This is a genomic window from Planktothrix paucivesiculata PCC 9631 (assembly GCF_900009265.2).
Lineage (GTDB): Bacteria > Cyanobacteriota > Cyanobacteriia > Cyanobacteriales > Microcoleaceae > Planktothrix > Planktothrix paucivesiculata.
Window position 1 is genome coordinate 310,077 of record NZ_LR734982.1, and the last position, 15,853, is coordinate 325,929.

A 15,853-nucleotide genomic window follows, 5' to 3' on the forward strand; every position below is an offset into this window, starting at 1 on the left:
GAAAACTCGGTTGACACCGAATTCGCTTTTGCTCTGGGAAGACCCTACCCAGACCAATTTTAGGTCTAGTAGGGAGAACAGTCATAGGGTGAAAACTAGAACTTGGGATCGTTTTGCGGATAATCGTTTGTAATCGGATAGCTACTGCTAGGTTAAAAGTGAATGACCTTAACCATCTTAAATTATAGAGTTGGGCAAATTTTCGACCGTATAGTTGAGTAAACTTTTAGCAAAAGATCCGATTAGACAATAGACCCAAATTAAAATTTATTGATCTAGGATTAAACCTCAAAATCAATGTGATTAATTATATTAACTGCGCGCTAGGGAACAGGGAACAGGAAACAGGGAACAGGGAACAGTAAGCAGTGAAAGGGTTTCAGAACTCAAAAGTGTCCTAACTGTAATGCGTAGCGCTATATCAACTGCGATCGCCATATTTCTATTATGGACAGCGATATAGACCGTGCTATGGTGGTATACTTAGTGTCAATAATCACCACACCGCCAACCCAACCCCCGAGAATCAGCCCTAGTATTCCCTATTCCCTTGTTAGTGAGCGAAGTCGAAGTATTACCTGTTCCCTGCGAGGCACTGAGCCTGCTTTGCACTGAGCTTGTCGAAGTGTCGAAGTGTCGAAGTGTCGAAGTGTCGAAGTGTTCCCTTAACATTAAAAATAATTTAAAATGCAGTTTCAAACCTTTAAGAATTTATATCTTGATTGTCTTGAGATTCCGATAAAATAGCCAACTTAGTATCGCTTTTAATCAGGGTAGTTTCGCTTAAATCAGTTCCCACTAAATTCGCTTGATTCAAATTAACAGCAAATAAAATTACGCCTTTTAAATTAGCACCTTTTAAATTAGCACCATCGAGATCCGTATAAATCAACTTAGCTCCCCTTAAATCCGCCCCCCTTAAATCCGCCCCTTTTAGATTAGTTTTAAATAACTTAGCACAGGTTAAATCCGCCTTTCTTAAATCCGCATAAATTAGTTTAGTACCTGATAAATCAGCCCCACTTAAATTCGTTTGAATTAAGTTAGCAAATAAATGAGCATTACTTAAATCCGCCCCACTTAAATTCGCGGATTTGAGATTAGCTTGCCACAGTAAAATCCCTTTTAATGCAGCCCCCCTTAAATCAGCCCCTTGCAAATTCACACCAATAAAACCCCGTTTTCCAGCCGCATAACGGTCTAATAATTCCCGGGGACTCATTAATATAGAATTGGCACTGGTTTCAGGTGGCTTCATGACATTTGGGGTGATAAGTTGGTAACTGTACTTCCGTTATAGCAGGGAATTGGGACAATCAAAAAGATTAATCTAGCCATCTTGTTGATCTCCTCAATCCTTCAAATACGGCTTTACCTGAATCGATTCCAGACAGACTTGAAAGTGTTTTGAGTCTGCTTTAAAACTTGATTCAGTGGTTTTTGAGCCTGAAGAAATACCCGAGCGCAATTGCGACCCGGCATCCCGGAAATTGAACCCCCTGGATGAGTTCCTGCACCCGTTAAAAATAAACCTTGAATGGGGGTTGCATAATTAGCCAATTCGGGCAGGGGACGGAAAAAAATCATTTGATCTAAGGTCATATCAATATGATAGCAATTACCTTTATAAGATCCTAAACGTTCTCCCAATTCCGCCGGACTTTCCACCCGTCGGGCTAAAACTGAATGCTTAATATTTGGAGCGTATTCAGCAATTTTATCCAGCACCCGATCCGCTACTTTATATTTTAACTCATCCGTCCATCCGGTTCCATTTAACCCTGTTCCTTCGGCTCCTGCTATTTGATACGGAGCAAAAAATTCAATCCATAAGGTGTGTTTTCCTTCAGGAGCCATGGAGGGATCTAAAACCGTGGGCACAACTAAATAAACCGACGGATCTTGATCGGGAATTTCGCCCACAGTACATAAATTATGGGCTTTTTCCACATGATTCACCGAATCTGCAATTAAAACTGAGCCTATTAAATAGCTATCTTGATGATTATAACCCTCAAATCGTGGGGGTTCGGATAAAGCACAATCAATTTTAAGAATAGTTTCATTATTATTGATAATTTTCCGTTCTAATCTTTCTCGCAAATTCGGATCAGCAGCATCAATATCCGTCGGGTCAACACATTGTAAAAATAAACGTCGAGCATCAATATTAGAAATCACACCCCGTTTAGCCCGATATTCTTGATGGTCTGACACCCTAACCCCAACGGCACGACCATCATCAATTAATATTTTTTCTACCGGAGTTTCTGTTAAAATCACTCCTCCTAAATGTTTAACTAAATTGACCAACGCTTGAGTTAAGGCTCCTGTGCCACCGCGAGGGCGAGACATCCCCGGGTCATGGCGCATGGCTAACATACTCGCCCCCACAGAAATGCCTTTTTGAGACGGAGGGGCACCAATTTCTGAGGCTAATCTCGCCAGAGGTGCTTTAACAATTTCCGTATCAAACCATTCATTAATTAAATCCTCGGGACTAATTAACATAGTTCTGACAAAATCCAAGATTTTATCCGTTCCTCCTAATACGGCTAATAAATCCAGAAAAGAATCTCGATCAAAGTTTTTAGCAATCTCAATAATTGCAGTCGGAGGAGCATTAAATAAAGGACTAACTGCACTCATTATTCGTTGCCAATATTCCACAAATTCCTGATACTTTTGAGCATCTCTTTCACTATATCGGGCAATTTCCGCACAGGTTTTTTCTACGGAGCGATGGGCCAAAAAATACCGTCCATCGGGGTGAGGACAAAACACCACCGGGTCACAATATAAATACTCTAAGCCATATTTAGTTAATTCTAATTCCCGCACCACCGGGCCAAGATGGATAAATTCATGATCAATGGCACAGAGGTTAAACTTAAATCCTGGAGCGTCTTCTGCCATGACTTCTTCCGTTGTGGCGGCACCCCCAGGAACGGAACGTTTTTCTAATAGTAAAACACTATATCCGGCTTTGAGAAGATAGGCCGCACAAACTAACCCGTTATGGCCTGCACCAATGATAATCACATCATAAGTAGACATAAAAAACCAATTGTTGATCACTTTGTTGAGTGTATCAACAGATTGGAACTTTCTATATGATTCCCTATTCCTTGCTAGATCAAAAAAAAGTGTAGGGGCGAATCAGATATCACAAAAACGGGCACCCCGACCTTGTATGATTTCCACCCCTACTTACGAACCCGCTACCACATCTTCAAAGAGCGATGCTACCCGATTGAGTCTATATTCGGCTCCCCTGAATTACTTAAGAGGATTTATATAATCTCGGAGCTACAGGACACATCTCTCTGCTACTGTGCGCCTATTATGGCAATATTACTAGGGTTTGAAAATCTATAAAGTTAACAAGTTTGATCAGTAAAATTGCTGGCTTTGAGGCTTTCAGGGTTAATACACACATTTTCTGTGTTTTGTCAAGACACAAAAGTAAGCATTTTCTGTATTTATGGCAATAAAAATCAAAAAATTCATTCCCTGTTGCCTATTCCCCTTCAGAGCTTAATGTCTTTTAAACTATTGCGGGGATTAAACGTGCGACTGGCACGAATTTTTTCATAATATTCCCGTTCACTGGGACTGATTTCTTTGGGTGGCACCACAATGATTTTCACTAATTGATCCGTGCGACCGCCCCCTTTGGGTTTTGGCCATCCTTTGCCCCGTAATCGTAGCGACTGTCCTGAACGAATTCCAGCCGGGATATTCATTGTTACCATCCCATCGGGCGTCGGAATTTCAATTGATGTGCCTAAAACCATTTCATCGGGAGTAACCGGGACTTCACAAACTAGATTATCCCCGTCAAATTGAAAAAAGCTATGAGGTTGAATTTCGACTTTCAGGTATAAATCCCCCCGTTGTTGACTGTAGGGGTCGAGTTGACCTTGGCCTCGAACCCGAATCCGACTACCTGGCTTGACCCCGGCTGGAATCGTCACCTCCCCGGTGGAATAGCGTTTCTGCACCCCATGAAAGGCTTCAGTCAAAGTTAGAGTAATAATTGCTTCCGTATCGGCGACCGACGGAGGGTTACGAGGGTTAAATCCCGAGGCAAAATCATTACCGTAGGGACTCCCGCCAAATCCCGAAGGGTTTCCCGTTTGAGTTCGATAGGAATAACTACGACTGCTACTACTTCCGGGTCTAGCCCCTGTACCTGTGGCGGCACGACCTAAAAGACTATTAATAAAATCATCAAAACTGTTAAATTGACTAAAATCAAATCCGCTAACGTCTTGACCCCCACCCGCACCACCGGGCCAACCCGTGGCCCCAGCTTGATTCCAATATTGACCAAATTGATCATATTTGCGGCGTTTATCGGCGTCGGATAACACCTCATAGGCTTCGTTGACGTCTTTAAAACTCGCCTCAGCCTGTTTATTCCCCGGATTCATGTCCGGGTGATATTTGCGGGCTAGTTTCCGATAGGCTTTTTTAATATCATCCGCCGTCGCGGTTTTATTTAGTCCTAAAGTCGTGTAGTAGTCTTTATAGTCAGTCGCAGACATTCTTCCCCTCTCCTCAATACAGTGATCCCTAGGCTACTCGTTTTTGGATAGTATGCTCCGTGAACTACCTACACTGCCCTAATAGGGTCGGTGTAGGCTTCCGAATTCACAGACCGATGCCCCTTACTTTTACAAGCAGGTGGACTTACACAGCCTCCATCGGCAAAGACGGGGTTCCCTCCGCCTTCAGTTAATATCCTGATTCCCTCATTCCTGATGTTAAGTGCAGCGTTAATATCACGGTCATGATGAGTATTGCAATTGGGGCAATCCCATTCTCTGATATCCAGAGATAACTCATCTACAAGATAACCACAGCAAGAACAAGTTTTGGAACTGGGGAAGAAGCGACCAATTTCTATCAATTTACCGCTTCTTTGTTGAAGTTTATAATTCACAAAATTAACAAACATTCCCCAGCCCACATCAGATATTGCTTTTGATAGCTTCCGGTTCTTAACCATTCCCTTGACGTTGAGATTTTCAACGACAATAACTTGACTTTCGTTCCCCAATTTTCTTGATAATTTATGCAAGAAATCTTGGCGGGAATTAGCTATTTTCTCATGAACCTTAGCGATAATTTTTCTGAATTTCTCTCTCGATTTACTGCCTTTAGTTTTTCGGGAGAGTTTTTTCTGTTTTCGAGCTAGATTTTTCTGATGACGTTTTAAATGTTTGGGATTAGCGTATTTGGTTACATTTTCTCCATCGTGAACAATCGCAAAATCCTTTAATCCTAGATCAATCCCAATAATTTTATCCCCTAATTCCTTTAACTCAGTTGCTTCTACTTCACACAAAATAGAAGCAAAATATTTGTTAGTCGGAGTTTTAGAAATTGTTACTGTTTTAATTGTTCCTGTGATTTCCCGGTGAAATATTGCTGGGATTTCACCAATCTTAGGAACCTTTAGAGTTTGATTAACAACGGTAACACTCTGGGGATATTGAATAGATTGTTTATGATGCTTGGATTTGAATCGGGGAAATTTAGCTCGTCCCTCAAAAAAGTTCTGATAGGCTTTATTTAGATTGATAGCTACACATTGTAAAACCGATGAGTAGCAATCCTCTTGTAGCCAAGGATAGTCTTTCTTGAGTTGAGGGAGCATTCCCTTATAAACCGCTAGTTTTAGGCTTTTCCGGGTTTCTTTATAGTGCTCAATACAAGCCTTAAGGGCAAAGTTCCAATACCACCTTGCACAGCCATAAGACTTAGCTAGAGCTAATTCCTGTTCGGGTGTTGGGTACAGTCTAACCTTGATTGCCTTGAGCACTTTTAATCACCTCCTTTTTAATTATATTAACACTTAAATAATCCTAGTCTCTGACCGCAATTCATCCCACGCTGCCGAACCCGTGTCAGACGTGGGGCTTCGGCGCGAAGATGCTAACTTATAGGGTATCAAAGTTATTAACAGGATTTGGTTCGGTTGTTGCTGATTTTGCGATCGCAATGTCCGAACAAGGGAGGCAGGGGGAGTAGGGGGAGGAGAAATATTTTAAGCTGAAACCCTAATTACTGTTTGCGGAATTTGTTTTCTAGGATTTGAGCCAGGAGGGAATATTAGATTATTCGCGCGAGCTAGAACGTTCGCACTGGGCTTGCATAGCAATAGATACAGCGATTAGGACAAATTAAAGACTGAGCCAGCCAAATTAGGGCAAAGTCTTGCCCTCATTACCTATTACCTATTACCTTCTAAATAAAAACGGAGAGGGAGGGATTCGAACCCTCGTTAAAGTCACCCCTAAACGACATTTCCAGTGTCGCGCCTTCAACCGCTCGGCCACCTCTCCAGGTGGAATATTTCATTTTTACCCACGAAAATATATACTATCATAAATTTCGGAAAGTCAACACGATCTCAGAAAAAATTTTTTTATGGCCAGTTCCCATCGGGTAGAAATTCATTATCGTCAGACAGGTGAGCGTTTTTATGTCAACGTTCCCGAAGATCGGTATATTCTCCAAAGTGCCGAAAATCAGGGGGTAGAGTTGCCCTTTTCCTGTCGCAATGGCGCCTGTACCAGTTGTGCGGTGCGGGTGGTTTCTGGGGAGTTGCACCAATCGGAAGCCATGGGACTCTCCCCGGACTTACAACAACAGGGATATGCGTTGCTATGTGTGAGTTATCCCCGCTCCGATTTAGTTGTGGAAACCCAAGACGAGGATGAAGTGTATGAACTTCAGTTCGGACGCTATTTTGGTAAAGGTAAAGTTAAAACCGGATTACCCCTGGACGAAGATTAATCCACTGGATTTTCGGTTCCGAGGAAAATGGTATGGCGCGATAGTATGGGGTTTGTTGCTTCTGCTGACCAGTTGTGCTCAACCTGACCTTCCGAAAGGCATTTTTACCAAAGTTGAACGGGTCATTAGTGGTCAAACCCTGGAAATTCTCGATAAAACGGGTAAAATTCCGGTATTGCAACAGGTTCGACTCGCTGGAATTATTGCCCCTGACCTAAAACAAGATCCTTGGGGAATCAGAGCTAAACAACATTTAAAACAACTTTCTGAGGGTAAAAAAATCCTATTAGAAGCAGATTTAACTGCAAAAGATCGCTATGGTCGCATCTCAGGTTATATCTGGCTGGACGGAATTTTAATTAATGAACATTTGCTTAAAGAGGGATATGTTTTAGCGGAAACGACCCCTATTTATAACTCCGGTAGTTCTAATTTCCAGACTCAATATAGTCAACGGTTTAACTATGCTCAAGAATATGCCCGACTCATGGGAAATGGCATTTGGAACCCCGAGAAACCCATGGGTTTAACGCCAACGGAATTTCGAGATCAGCAACCTTAGAGGGGTTAGGGGGAGCAGGGGAGGAGGAGAGTAGGGGGAGGAGAAATATTTTAAGCTGAAACCCTAATTACTGTTTACTGATTAGAGACGCGCCATGGCACGTCTGGCCCACTGATGACTGATTACCGAAATAATATGACTAAAAACGAATTACAGTTTTTTTTAGATGTTGCTACCCTAGCTGCTCAGGCGGGGGGCACTGTTTTAAAATACTATTTGGGAAATTTAACCGATGTTCAAGAAAAGGGACGGTCTGGGGATTTAGTCACCGAAGCGGATAAGGCATCGGAAGCGGCGATTTTAGCCGTATTGGAACGTCATGTCCCTGATCATGGAATTTTAACCGAAGAATCGGGGGAATTGGGTGATTTGAAAAGTCCCTATCTTTGGGCTATTGACCCTTTAGATGGAACTACGAATTTTGCTCACCAATATCCGTTTTTTTCCGCTTCTATTGGGTTATTAATTAATGGAGTACCTCAAGTGGGAGTGATTTATGATCCCTTTCATGATGAATTATTTCAAGCTGCTAAAGGGTTAGGGGCAACTTGCAATAATCGTTTAATTAATGTGTCTAAAACCGATAGTTTAGATAAAAGCTTACTGGTCACGGGCTTTGCTTATGATCGCCGGGAAACGACGGATAATAATTATGCCGAATTTGCCTATTTAACCCATTTAACCCAGGGTGTTCGTCGCAGTGGGGCGGCATCTATTGATTTGGCACACACGGCCTGTGGACGCTTAGATGGCTATTGGGAAAGGGGGTTATCTCCCTGGGATATGGCCGCAGGAATTGTATTAGTAGAAGAAGCGGGAGGGAAAGTCACCGCCTATGATACCAGTCCATTTAAAATCGGTTCGGGTCGAATTTTAGCCACCAATGGTTATTTACATGAACGGTTAAGTCAAGCATTAATTGAAACCCCTCCCTTATCCAGTTGGAAAGATAAATAATCTGGGGTTAGTAGGGGTAATTCATGAATTACCTCTACTATTTCTAAGGGTCAAAAAATCGCGGCACAAACCGCCGCCCCCATTAATCCCACTTGGGGATTTAATACCACATAAACAGGAACTTTAGCTAAGATGGGTTTCATGCGTCCTTTATTAGAAAAAGCCTGCATAAATTCAAAAGTTTCTAATAAAGGTAAAATTTTAGGCGCAATTCCTCCGGCAATATATAACCCGCCATAGGGTAATAGTTTTAACGCCAAATTTCCCGCTTCTGCCCCATAGGATTCTATAAAAAGCTGCATGGTTTGTTCTGATAAATGATCTCGTTTCTCTAAAGCAGCTTGAGAAATGGCGGCGGCGGGATCAACGGTTACTTCTGCTAACCCAATTTGATGCTCCCACTCCTTGACAATTTCGCTAATTTCTGGAGATTCTTTTGCTGTATTGCGATCGCGTAAAAATTGATAAATCCCTATAATTCCTGGCCCAGAAACTACCCGTTCTACGGATATTCGATCAATCCTATGTTTAGCTAATAAATACTTCATTAACTGAAATTCTAATTCAGAACGTGGGGCAAAATCTGTATGACCTCCTTCACAGGGATAGACTTTGATTTTATTAACTAAAGGTGTCACAAAACATTGTCCTAAACCAGTTCCCGCCCCAATGACTCCAATAGGAGAATCCGCCTGTGGCTGTCCTGTTTGTAATACTAAAATATCGCTTTCGGGTAAACTTGTAACTCCATAGCCCACCGCTTCAAAATCATTAATTAAAGTCACATGGGAAATGGCTAATTCTTCTCTTAAATATTGAGCATCTAAGTGCCAAGGTAAATTAGTTAATTTGGCGGTTTGATGAACCACTGGCCCGGCAATGGCAAAACAGGCTTTTTCTGGATGCAAATGCTCACCCAATTGTTCCTTTACTTCTTGTAAAAATTGTTGTACAATGGGAACTAAATCAGGATAATCTCCACTTAAATAACGGGATTCATAGAGGGTTTTTAATCGCTCTTGGGTTTGGCTCCCTTTCACAATTTCTGTCCCATCCACCAAGCGCAAAATTGTTTTTGTTCCCCCAATATCTCCAGCTAATAATAAGGTCATAGTCTCACAGATTAAGGCTTTACTCCCTCTATTGTGACATATAACAATTACGAATTACGAATTACGAATTACGAATGGGGAATACTTCGACTTCGCTCAGTAACAGGGTAATGGGTGATCGACTAATAACTGGTACAGACGCGCCATGGCACGTCTCTACACTGATGACTGATAACTGTGTAAGAATAGAGCTAGTCAAATTATAAATATAGTCATAGAACATAATGCTGGTGCAGTCACGTTCACAAACTCAATCTTCTGTCGTCGATTCATCAAAACCCCAGATCGATTATGATATCGTTATTGTTGGGGGTGGAATTGTTGGGGCAACTTTGGCTTGTGGGTTGAAAGATTCGGGGTTGAAAATAACAATTATTGAATCCCAACAGCCAGAGGTTGCAATTAGTAAAAAACAAGCCTATGCTTTAACATTACAAACGGGACGCATTCTTAAATCCATTGGAGTTTGGGATGAAATTATCACAAAAATTACGACTTTTTATCAGATTAGTTTGAGTGATTCTGATTATCCTCGGGTTGTAGAATTTCTGTCTACAGATTTGGGGACGGATGAATTAGGATATGTGGGTGAACATGGGATCATTTTATCGGCAATGTATGAATTTTTAGCTGAGTGTCCGAATGTTTCTTGGCAATGTCCGGCTAGTTTAAAAAATGTTGATTATCATCCCGATTTTGTAGAAATTGAAATTGAAAATCAAGGTAATCTTAACACATTTTATAGTAAGATTGTTGTAGCAGCCGATGGTTCTAAATCTCGATTACGGGAAGAAGCCGGAATTAAAACCCACGGTTGGAAATATTGGCAATCCTGTATTGCGATGACAATTAAAACGGAAAAATCCCATCAAAATATAGCTTTTGAACGGTTTTGGCCGAGTGGCCCCATGGGGGTTTTACCCTTGCCCGGAAATCGTTGTCAGGTGGTCTGGACGGCTCCCCATGCGGAAGCCCAGGCTTTAAAGGAGTTAGATGAAACGGAGTTTTTAAAGTTATTAGAATATCGCACCGGAGGGTTATTAGGAAAATTAGAATTATTGAGCGATCGCTATGTTTATCCGGTACAATTAATGCAGAGTGATCGCTATATTCAACACCGATTAGCCTTAGTTGGAGATGCCGCCCATTGTTGTCATCCCGTAGGGGGACAGGGTTTAAATATGGGAATTCGGGATGCGGGAGCTTTAGCAGATGTGTTAAAAATAGCGGATCAAAAAGGCGAGGATATTGGGCAAAAACGGGTGTTAAAACGATATGAAGGTTGGCGACAAAAGGAGAATTTAATTGTTTTAGGATTAACGGATTTCTTGGATAGAACTTTCTCAGGAGATTGGACTCTAAAAGTCAGTTTACGCCGCCTGGGATTAGGGGTATTAACCAAGGTGCAAATATTTCGATATTTAGCATTAAGATTAATGACAGGTCTCATCGGTCGCGCACCCAAAATTAACTATTAAATCCATGGGTCAACAGAAAATAGAATTAATTTCGCGTCGAGACTTTGTAAAATATTGTGGGGGTTTAGGACTTGGGATTTTAGCCAATCCTGCAACCTCCATTCTTGATATTATTCCAACCTTAACTCCCCATTTAACTATGCAGTTGGACTGGAAATATAATGTTCAATTTGCAGGGTTACTGTTAGCAGATTATTATGGATTGTACCAACAACGGGGATTAAAAGTTGAGATTCTACCTGTAAATTCACAAAATGTGTTTGAACAAATAGCAGAAAATCCGTTAATATTAGGCTGTGGGGAACAGGATGTTATTTTAGCCGCCCAAGTGCAAGGATATCCGGTTAAAGCGATCGCAACTATGTTTCAAACTTCTCCTTTAGGGTTAATGTCAATTCCCCAAAATAATATCCATTCTCTGAATGATTTGGTGGGAAAAAAAGTTGGGATTCATGGAGATGTTAAAAAAATTATGGAATTAGTAATTAATATCAATGGTTTATCGCCCCAAGACATTACAATTCTCCCGATTTCCTATCAAGATAAATATGAGCGGCTACAAAGTGGGGAATTAGCAGCCGTTCAATGTTATAGTGTTGATGAACCTATTGGTTTTAGCTATAAAACTGGAATTCAGCCTAATATTTTGAAATTTAGCGATTATGGATATGATGCCTATGTGCAGGTCATTTTTGCCCATCAACGGTTATTAGACAATCATTCTGAATGGGTGAATCAGTTTTTAAAAGCATCTTTTGCGGGATGGAAATTAGCCCTAGATAATATTAATCAAGCTGCTCAAATTGTAGTTAATACCTATATAAAACCCGATAGTCAATATCATAATTTAGAGTATCAAACTAAATCTTTACAGTTAATTGCTGATTATATTACCCACGGAATTAACCCAGAGCAAATCGGTTATATTTCGGCCAACCGTTGGCAAAAAATGTCAGAAAAACTAGCTCAACATGGTATAATTGAGAAGGTTCCACCCTTAACAGATTCATTAGATTCTACCCTGTGGTTAGTTGCTTAATTGATACTTCAGAATCTAGGAATCAAAGCGTTGATAGTCTTGAATAACTTGATTTTGCTTAAGTGTTTCTAGCATTTCTATTGAAATCTGATCACCAAAGAAAACCGGACAAAAGTGATCATAAGCTGCAAATTGAAGTGTTCCTTGGGATTCAATTTGCAGGTGTAAAACTTCAAATCCTAGATGACCATTTTCAGTAAAAAGTGGTATAATTTTCTTAATTTTTTCCGCCGTTAATGGAATCAATAAACCCGAACCTGCTAATATACTATTACTTTCTAAAAACGGAGAGGATGCCCCAATAAACTGCGGTTCAATCTCTGAAAAATCAAGATCATGATCTAGTAACCAAACCGCTAATTGACTTGACTCACCCGCTAAAGCCATAACAACGGCTTCAAATAGTTGTTCAAGGGCATCATGATTTGCCTGAATTTCACCCCGAAAACTCATAATTTCGTTCCCCGTTGTATTAATATTCTCAAGAAATTTCACCCAGTTCTTGCAATGCAGCCATTTGTTCCCGCAACTTCAAAACTTCTCTATCCAGTGGAGAAACTAATTGTTCCGGTTGTCGGATTTGAGAAAACCATATCTGTAACTCGCCATCCAACTTTTTGTAAAGTTTCTCAGGGCAAGAAAGAAGAAGCAGGCTGATGATTTGTGCAAACTCAGAAAGTTGCGATCGCAATAATTCTATCGAATTTTGAGACAAAGATTCTACTACTAATTTAAACAGGGGATTAACTTCAATAGTGTCTTTGAGTTCCTGGGGAATTTCCATCCTATCGGTTGCTGTTGACAAAATCTCGATAAAATCTGGGGGTAAATGCTGAAGAATAATATTGATCACTTCAACCTGTGAATGGGGTTGTGCAACCTCTAGGGCCGTAGGTATGATGTCTGTGAAGTAGGGCGCAACCCGTTTCCACTCCTGCAAGTCCAAGGCGATATAAAAAAAAGTCTCCCGCAAATGAGTGCTTTTCCGTAGTGAGATGTAACCTCGACACTGACCCGTAGTGGCATCAAGTGGCTCAAAAGCTTGCCAAAGCAGGGGTAAGGGAACCCAATGGGGCGGATACTTGAAACGGGCTACATCCATTATCAGCACTAAGTCTCGCTGAGGATGATAACCGCCCAGGGGTGAAAAGTGACCTTCTCCCGTTTGTCCTAAAATTTGTCGGTTATAAGCTGCAACCAGATGAAATCCTTGGGGGGTAGCACTCGTCTGTTGTACTGTTTCCCGAAACTCATCTAAGGTGCTGTGATCGTAACGAAATGGAGTGGCGAGCGCTCCATTACAACGAGCTAGACAGACGAATTCATCGAAGGTAATACCGCTATTTTTCACCACAGGAAGGGGTTGACAGCAATCTAAAAATTCTTCCCCGTACCAGCGCCATATACCCTTCCAAATCCGTCCAGGATCGATGGAAAGGGCATTGAGGACAATTACCAAAGTTCCCAAACCACAAAAAGCGGGTTCGGCTTGGGTGTGAAACTGTTCGGCTAAGGGAAAATACCCCGCCATTCCGTCCATTTCTAGCGCCTCTCGGAAAATTTGCCTTCCCTCTGAAGATGAGAAGGAAATGAGCGGTTGTGGGAGAGGGCGACGGTAAAATCCTTGAGCAGACATTGATTTTTTGTGAATGTTGAAAATAGTTTATAGAAAAATATTGAATTTTTTCAATTGCCCCCTTGACTCTCCATTAGACTGGAGAATTTAAGATGATTTTAAGGTTCTCAAAGACTCTCAAAGACAGAGATAGTTAACCCTTTAATCACAAAATTGGAGAAAGTCTAATGCAGCACTTTAATCTAGCGATCGCCATGATCACAACTTTATTACTCGCTCAAAGTTGTTCAATTTCAACTCGAACAAATGAAACAACTGCAAATGCGGTTACAAGTCACGCAGAAGACCATAAAATTAAAGGGATTAATCAAGGTGATGATGCCCATTCTAGCAGTCATACCAGCCCAACAAACCCGATAGTTTCTGCTCAAGCTAAACTGATAACACCAGCAAATATTACTCCTAATACTGATATTCCTTTAACCATTAATATTCACGACTCAACGGGTCAGGCGATTGAAAAATTTGATCGCTTTCAAGAAGAACTCATGCACTTAATTCTAGTCAGTGATGACTTTCAAGTTTTTTCTCACCTTCACCCAACTTATAAAGGAAATGGAGAGTTTGAAATTAAAACGGATTTTCCTCAAGCCGGAAATTACACCTTTTTCAGTGATTATAAACCAACTGAAAAATCTGAACAAGTTTCTGTTCTTAAAATACAAGTTCCTGGGAATAATCTATCGACTCCAGAAATTAATCTGAGTCGCACAAAAACCTTCGCTAATACTCACGTTGACCTGATATTTCCTGATGCAACAATTAAAGCTGGGGATGAAGTTACTGTTATGTTTCACCTCAAAGATTCTACTAATAATCAACCTGTGGCTGATTTACAACCTTATTTAGGAGAATCTGGGCATTTAGTGATTTTACATCAATCTCCCGTCCTCACAGAAGCGAATTATATTCATGCTCATGCACTCAAAGGAACTCCAGAGGGAAAAATCCATTTTATGACTCGTTTTCCTCAGCCTGGAATGTATAAACTTTGGGGACAATTTAAGCGCAATGGTGAAATTGTGACGGCTGATTTTTGGGTTAATGTTATCTAAAAACCGAACAATAGGGTTGTAGGGTGGGTGACATCAGAAGCACTTTTACTGTCACCCATCCTCCGGTTACAAACAATAGCGAGAGTATTGTTAATACAAATTTATCTAATTATAAGAGTTCCTGAAATTCTGGATCATCTCCTAGGGTTTTTAACACCTGTTTAATATCTTGAATCCGATCTTTTTTAGCAATCATGGTAATATTTCCATCCCGCACAATCACTAAATCCTCAATCCCTAAAGTTACAACCACATCTTCATCACTCGAACTAAATAAAATTGTGCCCTTCGTATCTAACCCGACGTGTTTAACCAATTCTACGTTAGGTTTATCTCCCCCTAATAATCGTTCTAACCCATTCCAATCTCCTAAATCGTCCCAGCCAAATTCAACGGGTAAAACACAAGCTTTCTGGGTTTTTTCCATTAAAGCATAATCAATACTAATTTTTTTTAACTCAGGATAGGCGTCTTTTCCCTTAGTTTCTAAAGCGCTAACTAATTCAGGAACATAGGTTTTTAATTCTGCTAAAACCACCCCCACCCGAAACACAAAAATCCCACCATTCCAACTAAATAGCCCGGTTTCTAAAAAATTCTCTGCCGTTTCTCGATTCGGTTTTTCGGTAAAACGAGCCACTTTATAGGCGGGAAATCCATCAAAAATTCCGATTTCTTCCCCCTGTTCAATATAACCATATCCGGTGGAAGGATAGGTTGGTTTTACCCCTAAAGTAACGATCACATCTTGGGTTTTTGCTAATACTTCCGCCGCCTTTAAAGTTTGGCGAAATTTCTCCGGTTCCGCAATCCAATGATCCGCCGGAAAAAACCCAATTACCGCATCTTCCCCGTAACGTTTTGCTACTTCTAAAGTTGTCCAGGTTAAGGCGGCAGCGGTGTCTCGTCCTTCGGGTTCTGCTAAAATATTCGGGTGAGGTAATTGGGGTAACTGAGTTTGAACTCCCGACTCCAATAAAGCCGAAGTTACGACCCATAAACCCTCCCAACTTTCGGTTAAAGGTAATAACCGTTCGGCGGTAGCTTGTAATAAACTAATCCCACTACCATCTAAACTCAAAAATTGTTTGGGTCGATGTTTCCGACTTAGGGGCCAAAACCGTTCACCTTTTCCGCCAGCCAAAATTACAGGAATCATACTTAAAATTTAATTTTTTTCCTCATAATTTATTCTAAATAATCAACA

14 protein-coding genes and 1 tRNA gene are annotated in these 15,853 nt (G+C 40.9%); 6 read left to right on the top strand and 9 right to left on the bottom strand.

Annotated elements, in window-relative coordinates; translation table 11 throughout:
* Positions 1 to 703: 703 nt before the first annotated feature.
* The 5 genes from PL9631_RS01425 to PL9631_RS01445 all read right to left on the bottom strand — a co-directional run bounded on the left by PL9631_RS01425 (position 704) and on the right by PL9631_RS01445 (position 6,353).
* Positions 704 to 1,258, bottom strand: coding sequence for a pentapeptide repeat-containing protein (locus PL9631_RS01425; protein ID WP_083616249.1), 555 nt, complete (start codon positions 1,256 to 1,258; stop codon positions 704 to 706).
* Positions 1,259 to 1,371: 113 nt separating this feature from the next.
* Entirely contained in the window at positions 1,372 to 3,078 is a 1,707-nt protein-coding gene (gene crtO, locus PL9631_RS01430; RefSeq protein WP_331281239.1) for a beta-carotene ketolase CrtO, read from the bottom strand.
* A 452-nt stretch (positions 3,079 to 3,530) separates the two neighbouring features.
* Positions 3,531 to 4,550: a DnaJ C-terminal domain-containing protein gene (locus PL9631_RS01435; RefSeq protein WP_083616251.1), complete on the bottom strand. Its 1,020-nt coding sequence runs from the start codon at positions 4,548 to 4,550 to the stop codon at positions 3,531 to 3,533.
* Positions 4,551 to 4,618: 68 nt separating this feature from the next.
* Positions 4,619 to 5,830, bottom strand: coding sequence for an RNA-guided endonuclease InsQ/TnpB family protein (locus tag PL9631_RS01440; RefSeq protein ID WP_083616252.1), 1,212 nt, complete (start codon positions 5,828 to 5,830; stop codon positions 4,619 to 4,621).
* 436 nt (positions 5,831 to 6,266) lie between these two features.
* A tRNA-Ser gene (locus tag PL9631_RS01445) sits at positions 6,267 to 6,353 on the bottom strand.
* 85 nt (positions 6,354 to 6,438) lie between these two features.
* Between PL9631_RS01445 and PL9631_RS01450 the strand changes: the two genes are divergently transcribed.
* From PL9631_RS01450 to PL9631_RS01460, 3 genes are all read left to right on the top strand, one after another.
* On the top strand, positions 6,439 to 6,807 hold the full coding sequence (locus PL9631_RS01450) for a 2Fe-2S iron-sulfur cluster-binding protein (protein ID WP_083616253.1): 369 nt from the start codon (positions 6,439 to 6,441) through the stop codon (positions 6,805 to 6,807).
* 52 nt (positions 6,808 to 6,859) lie between these two features.
* Positions 6,860 to 7,369, top strand: coding sequence for a thermonuclease family protein (locus PL9631_RS01455; RefSeq protein WP_231516603.1), 510 nt, complete (start codon positions 6,860 to 6,862; stop codon positions 7,367 to 7,369).
* Between the two features lie 135 nt (positions 7,370 to 7,504).
* On the top strand, positions 7,505 to 8,326 hold the full coding sequence (locus PL9631_RS01460; protein ID WP_083616255.1) for an inositol monophosphatase family protein: 822 nt from the start codon (positions 7,505 to 7,507) through the stop codon (positions 8,324 to 8,326).
* A gap of 50 nt (positions 8,327 to 8,376) precedes the next feature.
* Here PL9631_RS01460 and PL9631_RS01465 read toward each other — a convergent pair whose 3' ends face one another.
* Entirely contained in the window at positions 8,377 to 9,438 is a 1,062-nt protein-coding gene (locus PL9631_RS01465) for a glucokinase (RefSeq protein ID WP_083616256.1), read from the bottom strand.
* 224 nt (positions 9,439 to 9,662) lie between these two features.
* Here PL9631_RS01465 and PL9631_RS01470 point away from each other — a divergent pair, with 224 nt between their 5' ends.
* Together PL9631_RS01470 and PL9631_RS01475 are read left to right on the top strand one after the other, a co-directional pair.
* Entirely contained in the window at positions 9,663 to 10,916 is a 1,254-nt protein-coding gene (locus PL9631_RS01470) for an FAD-dependent hydroxylase (protein ID WP_083616257.1), read from the top strand.
* 4 nt (positions 10,917 to 10,920) lie between these two features.
* The gene (locus PL9631_RS01475; RefSeq protein ID WP_083616258.1) at positions 10,921 to 11,955 is read left to right on the top strand and encodes an ABC transporter substrate-binding protein; all 1,035 of its coding nucleotides are present in this window, start codon (positions 10,921 to 10,923) and stop codon (positions 11,953 to 11,955) included.
* A 15-nt stretch (positions 11,956 to 11,970) separates the two neighbouring features.
* Here the strand turns inward: PL9631_RS01475 and PL9631_RS01480 are convergent, their stop codons facing one another.
* On the bottom strand, positions 11,971 to 12,408 hold the full coding sequence (locus tag PL9631_RS01480) for a hypothetical protein (protein ID WP_083616259.1): 438 nt from the start codon (positions 12,406 to 12,408) through the stop codon (positions 11,971 to 11,973).
* 28 nt (positions 12,409 to 12,436) lie between these two features.
* Entirely contained in the window at positions 12,437 to 13,591 is a 1,155-nt protein-coding gene (locus PL9631_RS01485) for a phytochelatin synthase family protein (RefSeq protein WP_083616260.1), read from the bottom strand.
* A 167-nt stretch (positions 13,592 to 13,758) separates the two neighbouring features.
* Between PL9631_RS01485 and PL9631_RS01490 the strand changes: the two genes are divergently transcribed.
* The gene (locus PL9631_RS01490; protein ID WP_083616261.1) at positions 13,759 to 14,646 is read left to right on the top strand and encodes a hypothetical protein; all 888 of its coding nucleotides are present in this window, start codon (positions 13,759 to 13,761) and stop codon (positions 14,644 to 14,646) included.
* 109 nt (positions 14,647 to 14,755) lie between these two features.
* Here PL9631_RS01490 and PL9631_RS01495 read toward each other — a convergent pair whose 3' ends face one another.
* Positions 14,756 to 15,805 carry a mannose-1-phosphate guanylyltransferase gene (locus tag PL9631_RS01495; protein ID WP_083616262.1) on the bottom strand — a complete coding sequence of 350 codons (1,050 nt, stop codon included), beginning with the start codon at positions 15,803 to 15,805 and terminating at the stop codon, positions 14,756 to 14,758.
* Between the last annotated feature and the right edge of the window lie 48 nt (positions 15,806 to 15,853).

What these genes read in the sequence shown, in the direction of transcription:
- PL9631_RS01475 (WP_083616258.1), top strand. Translation starts at nt 10,921, where the DNA reads ATGGGTCAACAGAAAATAGAATTAATTTCGCGTCGAGACTTTGTAAAA.
- PL9631_RS01450 (WP_083616253.1), top strand. Translation starts at nt 6,439, where the DNA reads ATGGCCAGTTCCCATCGGGTAGAAATTCATTATCGTCAGACAGGTGAG.
- PL9631_RS01465 (WP_083616256.1), bottom strand. Translation starts at nt 9,438, where the DNA reads ATGACCTTATTATTAGCTGGAGATATTGGGGGAACAAAAACAATTTTG.
- PL9631_RS01435 (WP_083616251.1), bottom strand. Translation starts at nt 4,550, where the DNA reads ATGTCTGCGACTGACTATAAAGACTACTACACGACTTTAGGACTAAAT.
- PL9631_RS01480 (WP_083616259.1), bottom strand. Translation starts at nt 12,408, where the DNA reads ATGAGTTTTCGGGGTGAAATTCAGGCAAATCATGATGCCCTTGAACAA.
- PL9631_RS01485 (WP_083616260.1), bottom strand. Translation starts at nt 13,591, where the DNA reads ATGTCTGCTCAAGGATTTTACCGTCGCCCTCTCCCACAACCGCTCATT.
- PL9631_RS01470 (WP_083616257.1), top strand. Translation starts at nt 9,663, where the DNA reads ATGCTGGTGCAGTCACGTTCACAAACTCAATCTTCTGTCGTCGATTCA.
- PL9631_RS01495 (WP_083616262.1), bottom strand. Translation starts at nt 15,805, where the DNA reads ATGATTCCTGTAATTTTGGCTGGCGGAAAAGGTGAACGGTTTTGGCCC.
- PL9631_RS01460 (WP_083616255.1), top strand. Translation starts at nt 7,505, where the DNA reads ATGACTAAAAACGAATTACAGTTTTTTTTAGATGTTGCTACCCTAGCT.
- PL9631_RS01425 (WP_083616249.1), bottom strand. Translation starts at nt 1,258, where the DNA reads ATGAAGCCACCTGAAACCAGTGCCAATTCTATATTAATGAGTCCCCGG.
- PL9631_RS01490 (WP_083616261.1), top strand. Translation starts at nt 13,759, where the DNA reads ATGCAGCACTTTAATCTAGCGATCGCCATGATCACAACTTTATTACTC.